Source organism: Cytobacillus sp. SAFR-174 (assembly GCF_051964675.1).
Taxonomy (GTDB): domain Bacteria; phylum Bacillota; class Bacilli; order Bacillales; family Cytobacillaceae; genus Cytobacillus.
The window spans coordinates 213,434-228,188 of record NZ_JBQCMZ010000001.1 but is presented as its reverse complement, the minus strand read 5'-3'; the positions used below and the strand labels follow the sequence as shown (position 1 = coordinate 228,188).

The following is a 14,755-nucleotide window of genomic DNA, read 5'->3' as shown; positions in this document are numbered from 1 at the left end:
CCTGCCGATTTGGTCAGGGTGCTGCAAAGTTGAGGCAGCCGGATATACGGATACACTGATACCGTATAGCCAGGTTTGCCGCCAACACCCTTTTAAGCCTCTCGGGACTTAGTTAAAAAGCATTAAGCTACATTATTTTTTTTTTCGTTTTCTGTTTCAAAAATATCTTCCTTAGTCTCTTCCCTGCCAGGGAGAATCAGGTTCAGGAGAACCCCGCTGATTGCTGCCAGTGCCATTCCTTCCAGTTTGAATGCCCAAATCTCGATATGAGCTCCCCCAATTCCCAGGACAAGGATGACTGATGAGATAACCAGATTGCGGTTGTTTCCAAAATCCACTTTGCTGTCAACCAGCATTCTTAATCCTGATGAAGCGATGATCCCGAACAGCAGGATCGATACGCCGCCCATTACTGGAGTAGGGATCGAGCTGATCAGTGCTGTCACCTTGCCAATGAATCCGAAGATGATGGCAATGACTGCAGCCCCCGCAAGTACATAGACACTGTAAATTTTCGTGATGGCGAGTACACCAATGTTTTCACCGTAAGTTGTCTTTGGCGGACCCCCGATTAATGCCGAGATCATTGTTCCTGTTCCATCAGCAAGGATGGAGCGGTGAAGACCCGGTTCTTTAATGTAATCTTTTCCAACTACTTTTCCAAGGACAAGCTGATGGCCGATATGTTCAGAGATTGTCACAACAGCTACCGGAATCATTAGAAGCGCAAGATCCAGAGTTATCCTCACTTCATAATCTGCGAACGGGAATAAGAATTCCGGCATTTCGAACCAGGCTGCCTGCTGTACAAGAGAGAAGTCGATCAGGCCCACAGCCAGTGAGTAAACATAGCCGATGATGATCCCTGCCAGAATCGGCACCATACTGAGCATACCTTTTGCATAGATGGAAAAGATGATTGTTGCACCTAAAGTGATAAGCGCTGCTGAGAAATGCAGCATGCTGTATTCACCAGTTTCAGGATTGTTCATAGCCATTCCGACTGCTGTCCCTGCTAATGCCAATCCGATTACAATGATCACAGGTCCTACCACAATTGGCGGTAGCAAATTCATAATCCAGCGGTAGCCTGCTTTTTTGATGATCAGGGCTACTGCCCCATACACAAGTCCAGCCATGAAGCTGCCGATCATGGCAGCACCCGGACCTCCGGCAGCTTTGGCAGCTAGGATCGGGGCAATGAATGCGAAAGATGAACCAAGGTATGCCGGCACCTGCCATTTTGTAATGATTAGAAAGGCTATCGTTGCCAGTCCGCTTGAGATTAGCGCAATGGCAGGATTTAATCCTACTAAGTATGGTACAAGTATAGTGGCTCCGAACATTGCGAATAAATGCTGTAAACTTAATGTCAGCCAATGGGCTGGTTTTGGAACATCCTTTATATCTAAAATAGGCTTATTCATTACGATCTCTCCTCTGCATTTTATTAAAAAACCCTCTTTGCAGGAGTGCAAAGAGGGTGCAAGAGCACAGCAAAAGACAGACCGATTCTGCTGTGTTCCCCTTTGCCAGCCTCTCTGGACTGCATTTAAAAGGGCTATTTAATTTTCAAATATACTTACCTGGTCGTTTTCATCCACTTCCTTCAGCTCGACGACAATTTTTTCCGAACTGGAGGTTGGAATGTTCTTTCCTACATAATCAGCTCTTATCGGAAGCTCTCTATGGCCGCGGTCCACAAGGACTGCAAGCTGAATCTGAGATGGCCTCCCAATATCGATCAGCGCATCAAGGGCAGCTCTAACTGTTCTTCCTGTATAAAGAACATCATCGATCAGGATCACCTTCTGATCGTTAATATCTTTTGGAACATCGGAGCCTTTGACAAGCGGCTCCTGATTTTCAGTCTTTTTCGTAAGATCATCTCTATAGAGAGTGATATCAAGTTCGCCTACATCAATTTTGGCTCCCTCGATTTGTTCAATTCTTTCCGCCAGGCGGTTCGCCAGGTAAATCCCCCTGGTCCGGATGCCAATCAGAATGCAATTTTCAATTCCTTTATTTTTCTCTATGATTTCATGAGCAATCCTTGTCAGCGCTCTCCTGATTGCCTGGTCATCCAAAACAATTGCTTTTTGCTGCGGCATCATGATCACCCCTATTATCAGATTTTATATACAAAAAACCCTCTCACCGATCAGGTGAGAGGGTAAACGACTTCTTTCTGCAGAATAAGGACATAATTCTCCTTATTCAATCCGTTTCCTTCCCAGCCTCACGGGACTGTTTTAAAGGACTTATTCAACTATAGTCATCATATAGCACAATTGGACAATTGTCAACGATTATTTGCCAGGTTCTCTTCTAGTTCCTTAAAATAAGCAGGTGCAGGTGCTTCAAATTCAAGGTACTCGCCAGAACGTGGATGTTCAAAGCCAAGAACGCCTGCATGAAGTGCCTGTCCTCCGATATCAAGTGTCTTTCTGGGACCGTATTTAGGATCTCCCGCCAGTGGATAGCCAATGTATTTCATATGAACCCGGATTTGATGTGTTCTTCCCGTTTCCAGCTGGCATTCCACCAGGGTGAAATCCCTGAAACGCTCAATGACCTGAAAATGTGTAACAGCATGTTTTCCATTGTCCACAACACTCATACTTTGACGATCTTTGGGATCACGGGCGATTGGCGCATCAATAGTACCGTAGTCGTGTGGAATAACTCCATGGACAATGGCCCGGTACTTACGTGTAACAGTTTTGTTCATCAGCTGGTTCACAAGACTCTCATGGGCCATATCATTCTTTGCAACCATAAGAAGTCCCGACGTATCTTTATCGATTCTATGAACTATTCCGGGCCTCATGACCCCATTAATTCCTGATAAGTCTTTGCAATGAGCCATAAGCCCATTTACAAGTGTTCCTGTTCCATGCCCGGCTGCAGGATGGACAACCATTCCTCTCGGTTTATTTACAACGAGGACATCCTGGTCCTCATAATAAATATCCAAATCCATTTCTTCAGGCACTACATCCAGTTCTTCTGGTTCAGGTATTGATATTTCAATTTTATCATTTGCGGAACATTTGTAATTAGTTTTAGGCTTTTGGCCATTCACTAAAACATTGCCATCCTTGATCCATTGCTGTACCTGAGTTCTTGACCAATCAGCATTTAATGTGGATAACACTTTATCTATTCTTTCTCCTGCCTGTTCATCAGGAATGATGTGTTCCATTTTCTCCATAAGATTTCTCCTTTTTCTTTGCTTCTCTCTCTTCAAGCAGCATCTGAATCATCAATAGTCCTACACCAATGACCAGCGCCGAGTCAGCAATATTGAAAACAGGAAAGTCATAGCCAAAAATATAAGTGTTTACGAAATCCACTACTTCTTTTCGAAATACCCTGTCAATAAAGTTTCCAATTGCCCCGCCCAGCATCAGGCCCAAAGAGACTCCAAGAAGCAATTTGCCTTTAGCTGCTTTTTGAATGTAATAAATGATACCAATTATGACAATAACGGTTATAACATAGAAAAACCACATTTGCCCCTGCAGGATGCCCCAGGCAGCGCCACGGTTGCGGTGCGATGTAATATAAAGAAAGTCCTCAATAACTTTAACACTTTCCCCTAATTCAAAGTTCTTTACAATCAGCCACTTAGTAAACTGATCAAGTGCAATAACGAACAATGCAATTATGTAATAAAACACAAAGGCAACCCCCATATCTCATATCATTACCTTTGCATTTTAGCACAATCTGAATAAAAAACACAGCACACGCTTAAACTCAGTGAAAAATAGACTTTCTGTAGAAATTCCCCAATCTGCTGCAATCCTCCATTGTTTTTAAAGTAGGAATCATCTGCAGCAAATCCTCCGGCAGCAGCTCACCCGAAATTTCACACTTGCCGAATTTTCCTGATTCAATTTTGGTGAGTGTTTGTTCAATATCATGCAGCTCTTCCAATAATATAGGCTTTATCAACGGGGAACTGTTGCCTTCCATAAGCTTTTCCAATATTTCCTGTCTTGTATTACGGAGTTCTGTATATAGCCCTTCTGCTTTTGCATCCATGCTTTTTCCTCCGTTCTGAGATGTTTACTTTATTATTTTCTCGGAACGGAATTCAGACACGGACAAACTTTTAGCAAACGGCACAACATTTAGTGAAGGTGGAATTATTTATAAAAAGGATTTGAAGAAGTTAATGAAAAACAGCCCCCCAATATTTGAGGGACTGCCGGTATTTAAGCCAAGTGGCTATAATTATTTTTTACAACATCAGCACAGCGAGGGCAAAGCGTGTCATATCCTTCTGTCTTGCCAACTTCTGGAGTGACTGTCCAGCAGCGGTCGCATGTTTCGCCTTCTGCTTTGGAAACAACAATAGCAGTGTTTTCAAATTTAACGGCATTTTCAGGAGCATCTGAAAGGCTGCCTGCTACTTCGAATCCAGATACGATAAAGAGCTGCTGAAGACTTTCCTGAATTGAATCCAGAAGGCTCTTGGATTGATCGTTTACATAAAGGGTTACTTTAGCAGTAAGTGATTTGCCGATCACCTTCTCATTACGCGCTTCTTCCAATGCCTTAAGGACATCATTGCGAAGCTTCATGAATGCAGTCCATTTTTCTTCCAGCTGTTTAGCGTTCGGAAGCTCCGTATATTCAGGCATATCCGTTAATTGAACACTTTCTTCTTTCACATTCGGAATAAAGCTCCAAACCTCATCTGATGTATGGGAAAGAATAGGTGCAACAAGCTTCGTAAGAGCAATTAGGCTCTCATAAAGAACAGTTTGAATTGCACGGCGCTCTGCATTATCTTTTGCTTCAATATAAAGGACATCTTTAGCAAAATCAAGGTAGAATGCACTAAGGTCCAATGTACAGAAATTGTTCACAGCATGGTAGATGCTTGCAAATTCATAGCGATCATATGACTCACGGACGCTCTTGATAAGCTTGTTCAGCTTCACCAGCATAAACTGATCCACTTCACGCAGGTTCTCAAACGATACCAAGTCTGCTGCTGGATTAAAGTCATCCAGATTTCCAAGCAAAAAGCGGAAAGTATTGCGGATCTTTCTATACACTTCAGCAACCTGCTTCAGAATAGCATCAGATACCCGGACATCAGCCTGATAATCAACTGAAGCCACCCATAAGCGCAAAATGTCAGCTCCAAGCTGGTTCATTACTTTTGCCGGAACAACTACGTTACCGATGGATTTACTCATTTTTCTTCCTTCACCATCGAGTGTAAAACCGTGACTCAGCACTCCTTTGTAAGGCGCTTTCCCTGTAACTGCCACGGCAGTTGAAAGTGAAGAGTTAAACCAGCCTCGGTACTGGTCAGAACCTTCAAGGTATAAATCTGCAGGACGCTGTAAATCGTCGCGCTCTAAAAGAACTGCCTGGTGGGAAGAACCGGAATCAAACCAAACATCCATGATATCCGTTTCTTTTGTAAACTGGCCATTCGGGCTTCCGGTATGTGTAAACCCTTCAGGCAGCAATTCTTTCGCTTCTTTCTCGAACCAGATGTTTGAACCGTGTTCACGGAAAAGGTTTGATACATGTTCAATTGTCTCATCTGTGATAATTTCTTCGCCATTTTCCGCATAAAATACCGGAATAGGCACTCCCCATACACGCTGGCGGGAGATGCACCAATCTCCGCGATCCCGGACCATATTAAATAGTCTGGTCTCACCCCATGCAGGATACCAATTTGTTTCTTTAACAGCTTCCAGAAGTTCATTGCGGAAATCCTTAATGGATGCAAACCATTGGGCAGTAGCACGGAAAATAACAGGCTTTTTCGTTCTCCAGTCATGCGGATAAGAGTGAGTAATAAAAGTCAGTTTTAATAATGCTCCGGCTTCCTCAAGTTTCTCAGTAATCGGCTTATTGGCTGCATCATAGAATAACCCTTCAAACCCGGGAGCTTCATTTGTCATGTTTCCTTTATCATCTACCGGGCATAATACGTCAAGCCCGTACTTCATGCCGACTTGGAAATCATCTTCCCCATGTCCGGGAGCAGTATGAACACACCCTGTACCGGCATCAGTTGTAACATGTTCACCCAGCATGACAAGAGAATCACGGCCATAAAGGGGATGTTCAGCAACCACATTCTCAAGGTCAGTCCCCTTAACCGTCTGGACAACTTGATAACCTTCCCATTCGAACTCTTTAGCCACAGCTGCCAATAAATCTTCTGCAACCATAAACTTTTTGCCGTTTGCCTCAACTACAGTATAAGAAAGGTCAGGATGAACTGAAATTCCAAGGTTTGCCGGAATGGTCCATGGAGTTGTAGTCCAAATGACGATATGAGTATCTTGATCCAATACTTCTTTGCCATCTTTTACTTTAAATGCAACATAAATGGATGGCGAACGTTTGTCTTTATATTCAATTTCCGCTTCCGCCAAAGCAGATTCAGAAGATGGAGACCAATAAACAGGTTTTTTGCCTTTATAGATATAGCCTTTTTTTGCCATCTCCCCAAAAACTTTAATTTGCTGGGCTTCATACTCCGGCTTAAGTGTGATGTATGGGTTCTCCCAATCACCCCGGACACCTAAGCGCTTAAATTGTCCGCGCTGGCTGTCGATCTGCTCATATGCGTATTCTTCACATAACTCGCGGAACTCAGCAACACTCATTTCTTTACGCTTTACGCCTTTGTTTGTCAGCGCCTGCTCAATTGGCAGACCATGTGTATCCCAGCCAGGAACATAAGGAGCATTATAGCCAGTCATCGACTTAGAACGTACGATGAAATCCTTTAAGATCTTGTTCAGCGCATGGCCAATGTGGATGTCGCCATTTGCATATGGAGGGCCATCATGCAGAACAAACATCGGACGCCCTTTTGTCCGTTCCTGGACCTTTTCATAAATATTCATCTCTTCCCATTTCGCCTGGATTTCAGGTTCCCGCTTTGGAAGATTGCCGCGCATTGGGAATTCAGTTTTTGGCATTAATAAACTATCTTTGTAATCCATTCCTTTTCCTCCTGTTTGTAACTCATTAAATACCATGATAGCCAATGAGAGCTTAGAAAAACCTCGGGAAAATACAAAAAACCCTCTCATCCCAAAAAGGGACGAGAAGGTTTTATTCTCCCGCGGTACCACCCTTGTAGATGAAATATAATGAAATTTCATCCGCTCAAAGCATTCTTAACGTGAATGATCCGCCTTGGCCTACTGATTACTTAACGTTCGGCAAGGAACTCAAGGGTGATTTTCCAGCTTTGGCTTATACCCGGGCTTCCACCATCCCCGGCTCGCTTACAGAGTGAGTATACCGCTCTGAACATAAGCTATTTAAAAAGACTGTACTGTCCCTCTCATTGTTGATAAACATTGTATTTACTTTGTTTTAAAATTATATGCGATATTTCCAGCTTTCGTCAAGCCAGTGATTCTTCTTCTTCTCTTAATGATTTGAGTTCAGTAGAGTCCAGCTTATATTCCATTAAGTGATCCCAATCATCGTTATTCAGCATATCAAGCTGTGCTTCAACAAGCATTTTAAAGCGTGTTCGGAATACTTTGGACTGTTTCTTTAAATCTTCAATATCCAGTGCGATTTTTCTCGCTTTGGATAGGGATTCATTCACAATCCTGTCAGCATTTTTTTCAGCTTCTTTGATGATAAGCTTTGCTTCTTTGTGAGCATTGCGTTTTAATTCTTCTGCTGCTTCCTGTGCAACCACAATAGATTTATTAAGTGTTTCTTCAATTGTGGTAAAGTGGCCAATGCGGTCATTCGTTTCATTGAGCTTTTCTTCAAGCTCTTTTTTTTCCCGGATCAGGATTTCGTAGTCCTTTATGATTTGGTCTAGGAATTCGTTCACTTCATCTTCGTCATAACCTCGGAATCCTTTGCTGAATTCCTTGTTATGAATATCTAACGGTGTTAATGGCATGAGTGCCACCTCCCAGGTCTGTTGATCTTATGTAAATTGTATGAGCCTGCTGGTTCTATTTAATTATAGCAGACTCCGCTGTCTTTTGATTATTTATTCGACAGGTTGTTTCAAAATCCTTCAAATTTAAATTATTTCTTTTAACTGTCTTTTAATTGTTTTTGGCTTTTAAATGCAGCCCGTTGATTTCCGCTGCGGACACTTGCTTTCCGCGGGGCGGACGGTGAGCCTCCTCGGTGCTTTGCACTTTTGGGGTCTCAACTCTCCCGCTGCTCCCGCCGGAGTCAAATGCCCTACGCTCCAATCAACTCAGCAAATGAACAAAATGTTGCATTTTGAACAACAAACTTAAAAAACAGCCTCAATATAGGTTTGTTAAAACCCTCTCCTACTTTACTATCTCTGTCTCCCGGCAATTATTCTCCATTTGTCCTTTTTTGTTTTCCCATCTATTTCTATGATTTTGGATCGGCCTTGTCCCCTGACTGAGAGGATGTCGCTTTGCTGGCATTCAAATGAGGGGTTTTCTATTTGCGTCCAATTGACTTTAACCAGCCCCTGTTGGATATAGAGCTGGGATTTTTGTCTTGAGATGTTGTATACGGCTGAGATGACTGTGTCCAATCTTAGGGATGAAGTGGTGATGGAGCTTTCTTTCCACACTTCTGATGATTGGATCGCCTGAGAAAAGGGCTGTTTTTTCAAAGATACTGCCGCTCTGCCAATTGACTGCAGCTGCAGGCTGATATACTCTTCAATTTCTTGAGCTGCAAAAAACTGGATTCTGTCCTCTTCAAATAGGATATCACCAAATTTCCCTCTTTTTAGTCCCAGTGACATCAGGCTGCCGAGGACTTGCGGGTGTTCAATGGTAACAAACTTCTTTGGATATTCCAATTCAAACAGCCGAATTTTAAAATCTTCTTCATCGCTTGTATAATAATCCGGAAATATCAGTGCTCTCTTTCTTTCAGCCCCTGTTGTTCCGCCAAATAAAGCAAATAAGATTCCCGAATCCTGTCCTATGATGCTTTTTAGGATTTGCTGCTCCCTTGGATCAAGAAAATCAGTAAGCTTCGGTGCATATGTATTTTCCACAAGATTTTTCCAGTTAAGGACCAGGTCAATAAATTCTCTTTCTTCCGGCCGAAAGTGCTGATAAATAGACAAATTTTTGCGGGCCTCCTTTTACACAAATAAAAAAGGGCCATTTTGATAGCCCAGTTTTGTCAGTCTTATGAAATCCAATAAAAAAGCTGCTGCAAGCCTCCAGTGGCAAATCGCAAAACTAAGATAGCCACAATTGGAGAAATATCAATCATTCCGAGCGGCGGAATGATTTTGCGGAAAGGCTCAAGGTACGGTTCACAAATCCTTGCCAGAAACTGGCCAAAAGCCGATTCCCTTGCATTAGGGAACCAGGACAGCAGAATATAAATAATCAGTGCCCATGAGTAATAATAAATTGCAGATGACAATATTCCAAATACTAATTCCATTAAGTGCTACCACCTCGTATTTTCTAATTCTTGTTCTTTCATCAGCTGAGAGATGTTCCCTGATACTTCAACATTGTCAGGTGTACACAGGAAAATATCAGTGCCAATCTTCTGAATGTCTCCGCCGATGGCATAAACGGTTCCGCTTAGGAAGTCAACAATGCGCTTTGCCTGATCTTTTTCTATTCTCTGCAGATTGACTACAACAGCTCTTCTGTTCTTCAGCTGATCCGCAATATCCTGCGCTTCGGCATATACCCGCGGTTCAACAAGAACTACTTTAGAAGATTTCTGCACACTTTGAAGGCTGACAATGTTCTGTTTTTGAACTGGCTGCTGCTGTTTCTGCACCTGCTTCACCGGCTCTCTTTCTTCTTCGATGATTTCCTCTTCCTTATAGTCATATTCATCATCTAGGAAGAAAAATGTTTTAAATTTTGATTTTATACTCATTTTATTAAACCTCCTGACCCTCTTGGCCTACTAAAGCTGTCCCAATCCTAACCATTGTGGCACCTTCTTCAATTGCCAGAGAAAAATCATTGGACATGCCCATTGAAAGCTCAGTGCAAGGAGCAAAATCAAATCCCAGATCTTTAACCTGTTTTTGAAGGTCCTTGAGCTTCCGGAAACAGGCACGCAGCAGATCCTTGTCTGATGTATGTGGCGCCATTGTCATCAGGCCAATGATATTGAGATTTTTATAATCAGCCAGGCTTGAAATAAAGTCAGCTGCCTCTTCAGGATTTATTCCCTGTTTCGACGCTTCGCCTGAAACATTGACCTGTACAAAGCAATTTATCTTTCGATCCGCCCGCTTGTCGATTTCCTTCGCAAGGGATAGCCTGTCCAGTGAATGAATATAGTCAACTTTATCAATAATATTTTTTACTTTACGAGTTTGCAGTGTTCCGATAAAATGCCAGGTTGGCCTGTCTTTTAAAACTTCCCATTTAGCAAGAAGTCCTTCATCCCTGTTTTCACCTAAATGATGAATACCTGCTTCAAAGGCTTCTTGTGCCCTTTCCGCTGAAACGTACTTAGTAACAGCAATTACGGTAATTTCTTCCGGCTTGCGGTTGGCCTTTATACACGCTCCGCGGATGGCAGTCTCTATTTGCTTTAAATTATCCTCTACTCTCATTTAATTCCCTGCTTCCTCCTTCCAGCCAATAAAACTCATCATCCTGCCGGTATTCCCCCTATCTCTTCGGTGGGAGAAAAAATAGTCTGCATGACAGCTTGTGCAATAATCAGTCATCATGATATTTTCATGTGGGATCCCTGCGTTTACAAGGATTTTCGTATTTAGTTCTTTTAGGTCAAGCTGGAATTGATTGTCACTAATTTGATTATATGGCTTTATATCGACATCTTCTAGTATTTTTTGCACTTTTGAAATAACACGATCATCAACAATATAACAGTTTCCGCAAATGGAAGGGCCAATCACGGCTTGGACCTCTTTTAAGTCTATGCCTTCACCTGCAAACAGTTCAGCCATATTCCTGCCAATCCCGCCAACAGTGCCTTTCCAGCCGGCATGGGCAATGCCTATGGCTCCTGTCTTTTCATGCAGGAAATAAAGGGGCACACAATCGGCATAACATAGGGTCATAAGGACACCTTTAGAATATGTGAAAAAGCCGTCGGTACCTGGAAAGGAATCCTCGTAAACAAGAGCACCTTTTCCTTTATCATTTTCAGTAACTTTTTTTATATTTACATCATGTGTTTGTTCAGCGCCAACCCAATTTTCAATTGAAAAGCCAAGCAAGTCAGCCACATGCTGCCGATTTTGGCTGACTGCTTCATAGCTGTCATTCACATGTAATCCTACATTTAGAGTTTCAAATTCATTGCGGCTGAAGCCGTCATTTTTTGTTGTAAAACCAGCGGTTATATTGGGAAAACGATCCGCCCACTCTTTTATGACAAAATACTCTTCCTTTTTTAAAGTAAATGGTTCCATGCGATTAACCCCATTTTATTTTTCTATAGTTTACCACAAGGAAGGCAGTGATGACACCATTAACAACTCTTATGCTTCATCCTCTATATATTTCGGCTCAATCGCATCCTGATAGCGGACAAGTATGACATCCTCACCGATTTTTATAATGTTTTTCCAGGGAATGACAATATCTGCGTCTCTGCCAAAGAAGCCTAATACTTTCCCCGCTCCTCCAATAATGACCGCTTCAATTTTCCCTGTACTAATATTAATATCTATATCCCCAATATTTCCAAGCTTTTTGCCGTCAGCTACATTTACAACATCCTTCATTTGAAATTCAGATATTTTCACCATCGACACTTCACTCCCAATTTATGTTCTTATTCAATATATGTTTGCTTCTATGAGAAAAATGTTTGCTAAATATAAAAAGCAGCCAAATTGGCTGCTAGCTTTGAATATTTTTATTCATTTGTTTGATGGCCGCTTTTTCAAGCCTTGAAACTTGTGCCTGGGAAATGCCGATTTCCTCTGCCACTTCCATTTGAGTTTTGCCTTGGAAGAAGCGTTTTCTGAGAATCAGTTTTTCCCGTTCATTCAGTCTCCTCATTCCCTCTTTGAGCGCTATTTCCTCAATCCATTGAATATCTTTGTTCCGTTCATCGCTAAGCTGATCCATCACATAAATTGGATCCCCGCCATCATTATAAATCGGCTCAAATAAGGAAACAGGATCCTGGATGGCATCTAATGCAAAAACGATTTCTTCATGTGGCACATCCAGCTCTTTAGCTATTTCTTCGGCTGTAGGCTCTCTGGATGTTTTACTCATGAGACGTTCCCTTACTTGCAGAGCTTTATAAGCAATGTCCCTTAAAGAACGAGAGACACGGATCGGATTATTATCACGCAGATACCTGCGTATTTCCCCAATAATCATCGGAACGGCATAGGTGGAAAACTTAACGTTTTGACTTAAATCAAAATTATCAATAGATTTCATCAGACCGATACAGCCGACCTGGAAAAGGTCATCAACAAATTCGCCTCTGTTGTTAAAACGCTGAATCACACTCAAGACGAGGCGCAAATTGCCGTTGACGAGTTTTTCCCGTGCGGTTATATCCCCCTTATGCATTTGCTTGAAGAGCTCTCTCATTTCTTCGTTTTTTAAAACTGGAAGCTTTGAAGTATCAACACCGCAAATTTCTACTTTATTTCGAGTCAATCCATTTCCCTCCTCACAGGAGCTGCTGTACAAAAAACAGTATCTCCTTGGAAAGGAAAAATATGCACCGGCTAATCAGGCTTCCGGATGGGGAAATGGTCAAAGCATCATTAACACTAGGTTTTCACCTTGCAAAATTTTGTAAAAAATATTCAAGGCTTTAAACTTCTAAACCATCTTATTAAATTCTTTTTTAAGTCTTTTTATAATTCTTTTTTCCAGGCGGGAAATATAGGACTGGGAAATTCCCAGCATATCTGCCACATCCTTTTGAGTTTTTTCTTCACCTGATCCGAGGCCGAATCTAAGTTCCATGATCTGTTTTTCACGATCCGAAAGCTGATGCAATGCCTTTAACAGCAGCTTTTTATCAACATTTGCTTCGAGATCTTTTGTAATGATGTCATCCTCAGTGCCCAGAACATCAGATAGAAGAAGTTCATTGCCATCCCAATCAATATTTAATGGTTCATCAAAGGAAACTTCAGAACGAATTTTATTGTTCCTTCTTAAATACATGAGAATTTCATTCTCAATACAGCGCGATGCATATGTAGCCAGTTTGATTTTTTTCTCCGGGTTAAAAGTATTTACTGCTTTAATAAGCCCAATGGTTCCAATACTGATTAAGTCCTCTATATTAATGCCTGTATTTTCAAACTTCCTGGCAATATACACAACAAGGCGAAGATTTCTTTCAATTAAAATGGACCTTGCCGCTTTATCCCCTTTTGGAAGCTTAATCAGGAGCATTTCTTCTTCTTCCTTACTGAGTGGAGGAGGTAATGCTTCGCTGCCGCCTATATAATATACTTCATCTGTTTTGATCCCCAGCTTAATCAACAATTTATACCAATAGTAGGATAAGCGAAGTTTTAACTTTTTCATGAATTGTCCTCCTTCTAAATTAAGTTCGTGCAGAGTATAGTATATTAACTTACTTTTGCATCCGGCTTCATTGTACTTCTGCCTGTAAGCATCTTTGGGTGTACGATGCACTGAAATGAATCGTCTGATGAAAGCTGCTGCATGGAAAATGATATTAATCCGCGGTCTGCTTCGATTATTTCATTCTCTTTTTCAAAGAGAATCCGGTCAGGCTTAAACCCTATGATTAATTGGTGTTCTTGTCCAACAACCTTACATGGAATGACCCTCATTTTATGCTCCCAATCCACTCCAATTGACTCGCTGCCCATAATGATATCCTCCGGGTTTCCTGCCAGTTTACTAATTTCAGGCGGAAACTCATCCAGCCTGTCTTTTATGGATATGAACATAACAGGCATCTTCGAAATGGGATCGTATAACTGGTTGCCGCTGTCAATCAGGCCATTGAAACAATATTCTGTTTCATTGATCACAACACGCACCAGGATAAAAGAGTCATACTGAATTTTTGTCATCTCAATTCCCTCAACATTTCTCTTTGAAAAATGCCAGGCAAGAGGAAACCCTATAACCACGCACAGCCAGCTGATTGGATCACCAAAGCCTTTAATACTGGCCATCATGACAGATGAAGAAAGCTTAAAATCAAAATTGATAAAATAATGAATTCCTATTAAGGAGCCTCCAACTAAAAAAGTAGCAAAATAAAAAGTCATGAGAGCTTTTACAAAATAACGTAACCTCTTAAAGCCGAAAACAACCAGTACCATTACAATCGAGAATAGCAGCTTAGTGAACGGATGACCTGAATATTCATTAAAAGGTGTAAATGCTAATAAAATAATGATGGATCCTATGAAGCCACCCGCAAAAATTCTCCATAGTCCGGTTTCTCTTTTTAGAATTATGGCTGTTAAATAAAGGAGCAGGCTGTCAAACATAAAATTCAATGCCCAGATAACATCCAAATAGACCGTCAATTATCTTCCTCCTTTATAAAGTGAAACTTCAATCAGTGGGGGTTTTCTTTATCCCCCGCTGATTGTTAGTTGAACCAATCGGGCCTTTACGGGCAGTTTGACCCCCACTTTTCCTCCGTTGATTTCTCTGAGTCTTGAAGTGGGGTCTTACTGCCCGTTAGACTGCGATAAAGTGAAACTTCAATCAGTGGGGTTTTCCTTATCCCCCGCTGATTGTTAGTTGAACCAATCGGGCCTTTACGGGCAGTTTGACCCCCACTTTTCCTCCGTTGATTT

At 41.7% G+C, this 14,755-nt stretch carries 16 protein-coding genes and 1 other annotated feature; all 16 genes read right to left on the bottom strand.

What is annotated here, in order from left to right; translation table 11 throughout:
* Positions 1-122: 122 nt before the first annotated feature.
* Positions 123-1,427, bottom strand: coding sequence for a solute carrier family 23 protein (locus tag ACTHRG_RS01170; protein ID WP_076255662.1), 1,305 nt, complete (start codon positions 1,425-1,427; stop codon positions 123-125).
* A 138-nt stretch (positions 1,428-1,565) separates the two neighbouring features.
* Positions 1,566-2,111 (bottom strand): bifunctional pyr operon transcriptional regulator/uracil phosphoribosyltransferase PyrR, encoded by a 546-nt coding sequence (pyrR, locus tag ACTHRG_RS01165; protein ID WP_076255660.1) that lies wholly within the window; start codon positions 2,109-2,111, stop codon positions 1,566-1,568.
* 191 nt (positions 2,112-2,302) lie between these two features.
* Positions 2,303-3,214, bottom strand: coding sequence for an RluA family pseudouridine synthase (locus tag ACTHRG_RS01160; protein WP_076255658.1), 912 nt, complete (start codon positions 3,212-3,214; stop codon positions 2,303-2,305).
* Positions 3,186-3,683 carry a signal peptidase II gene (gene lspA / locus ACTHRG_RS01155; protein ID WP_009330836.1) on the bottom strand — a complete coding sequence of 166 codons (498 nt, stop codon included), beginning with the start codon at positions 3,681-3,683 and terminating at the stop codon, positions 3,186-3,188. The genes ACTHRG_RS01160 and lspA overlap by 29 nt, the downstream gene beginning before the upstream one ends.
* A 79-nt stretch (positions 3,684-3,762) precedes the next feature.
* Positions 3,763-4,050: a hypothetical protein gene (locus tag ACTHRG_RS01150; RefSeq protein ID WP_076255655.1), complete on the bottom strand. Its 288-nt coding sequence runs from the start codon at positions 4,048-4,050 to the stop codon at positions 3,763-3,765.
* Between the two features lie 173 nt (positions 4,051-4,223).
* Entirely contained in the window at positions 4,224-6,995 is a 2,772-nt protein-coding gene (ileS, locus tag ACTHRG_RS01145) for an isoleucine--tRNA ligase (RefSeq protein ID WP_076255654.1), read from the bottom strand.
* Positions 6,996-7,089: 94 nt separating this feature from the next.
* Positions 7,090-7,355, bottom strand: a binding site (T-box leader).
* Between the two features lie 50 nt (positions 7,356-7,405).
* Entirely contained in the window at positions 7,406-7,924 is a 519-nt protein-coding gene (locus ACTHRG_RS01140; RefSeq protein WP_035328829.1) for a DivIVA domain-containing protein, read from the bottom strand.
* 396 nt (positions 7,925-8,320) lie between these two features.
* A complete protein-coding gene (locus tag ACTHRG_RS01135) occupies positions 8,321-9,094 on the bottom strand; it encodes an RNA-binding protein (RefSeq protein ID WP_076255652.1) in 774 nt (257 codons plus the stop codon).
* A gap of 65 nt (positions 9,095-9,159) precedes the next feature.
* A complete protein-coding gene (locus tag ACTHRG_RS01130) occupies positions 9,160-9,423 on the bottom strand; it encodes a YggT family protein (RefSeq protein WP_009330847.1) in 264 nt (87 codons plus the stop codon).
* Between the two features lie 6 nt (positions 9,424-9,429).
* Entirely contained in the window at positions 9,430-9,876 is a 447-nt protein-coding gene (locus ACTHRG_RS01125; RefSeq protein WP_048007904.1) for a cell division protein SepF, read from the bottom strand.
* 4 nt (positions 9,877-9,880) lie between these two features.
* Positions 9,881-10,567 (bottom strand): YggS family pyridoxal phosphate-dependent enzyme, encoded by a 687-nt coding sequence (locus ACTHRG_RS01120; protein WP_076255650.1) that lies wholly within the window; start codon positions 10,565-10,567, stop codon positions 9,881-9,883.
* Positions 10,568-11,395, bottom strand: coding sequence for a peptidoglycan editing factor PgeF (gene pgeF / locus ACTHRG_RS01115; RefSeq protein ID WP_076255648.1), 828 nt, complete (start codon positions 11,393-11,395; stop codon positions 10,568-10,570).
* Positions 11,396-11,464: 69 nt separating this feature from the next.
* On the bottom strand, positions 11,465-11,734 hold the full coding sequence (locus ACTHRG_RS01110) for a YlmC/YmxH family sporulation protein (RefSeq protein ID WP_076255646.1): 270 nt from the start codon (positions 11,732-11,734) through the stop codon (positions 11,465-11,467).
* A 94-nt stretch (positions 11,735-11,828) separates the two neighbouring features.
* Complete coding sequence (gene sigG, locus ACTHRG_RS01105) at positions 11,829-12,608, bottom strand: RNA polymerase sporulation sigma factor SigG (protein WP_026041699.1); 780 nt, start codon at positions 12,606-12,608, stop codon at positions 11,829-11,831.
* A gap of 168 nt (positions 12,609-12,776) precedes the next feature.
* Positions 12,777-13,496 (bottom strand): RNA polymerase sporulation sigma factor SigE, encoded by a 720-nt coding sequence (gene sigE / locus ACTHRG_RS01100; protein WP_009330857.1) that lies wholly within the window; start codon positions 13,494-13,496, stop codon positions 12,777-12,779.
* A gap of 44 nt (positions 13,497-13,540) precedes the next feature.
* The gene (spoIIGA, locus tag ACTHRG_RS01095) at positions 13,541-14,479 is read right to left on the bottom strand and encodes a sigma-E processing peptidase SpoIIGA (protein WP_076255644.1); all 939 of its coding nucleotides are present in this window, start codon (positions 14,477-14,479) and stop codon (positions 13,541-13,543) included.
* Between the last annotated feature and the right edge of the window lie 276 nt (positions 14,480-14,755).

Coding starts and splice junctions, on each gene's coding strand:
- ACTHRG_RS01170 (WP_076255662.1), bottom strand. CDS start 1,427: ATGAATAAGCCTATTTTAGATATAAAGGATGTTCCAAAACCAGCCCAT.
- ACTHRG_RS01150 (WP_076255655.1), bottom strand. CDS start 4,050: ATGGATGCAAAAGCAGAAGGGCTATATACAGAACTCCGTAATACAAGA.
- ileS (WP_076255654.1), bottom strand. CDS start 6,995: ATGGATTACAAAGATAGTTTATTAATGCCAAAAACTGAATTCCCAATG.
- ACTHRG_RS01130 (WP_009330847.1), bottom strand. CDS start 9,423: ATGGAATTAGTATTTGGAATATTGTCATCTGCAATTTATTATTACTCA.
- pgeF (WP_076255648.1), bottom strand. CDS start 11,395: ATGGAACCATTTACTTTAAAAAAGGAAGAGTATTTTGTCATAAAAGAG.
- pyrR (WP_076255660.1), bottom strand. CDS start 2,111: ATGCCGCAGCAAAAAGCAATTGTTTTGGATGACCAGGCAATCAGGAGA.
- ACTHRG_RS01140 (WP_035328829.1), bottom strand. CDS start 7,924: ATGCCATTAACACCGTTAGATATTCATAACAAGGAATTCAGCAAAGGA.
- ACTHRG_RS01125 (WP_048007904.1), bottom strand. CDS start 9,876: ATGAGTATAAAATCAAAATTTAAAACATTTTTCTTCCTAGATGATGAA.
- ACTHRG_RS01120 (WP_076255650.1), bottom strand. CDS start 10,567: ATGAGAGTAGAGGATAATTTAAAGCAAATAGAGACTGCCATCCGCGGA.
- sigE (WP_009330857.1), bottom strand. CDS start 13,496: ATGAAAAAGTTAAAACTTCGCTTATCCTACTATTGGTATAAATTGTTG.
- ACTHRG_RS01110 (WP_076255646.1), bottom strand. CDS start 11,734: ATGGTGAAAATATCTGAATTTCAAATGAAGGATGTTGTAAATGTAGCT.
- ACTHRG_RS01160 (WP_076255658.1), bottom strand. CDS start 3,214: ATGGAGAAAATGGAACACATCATTCCTGATGAACAGGCAGGAGAAAGA.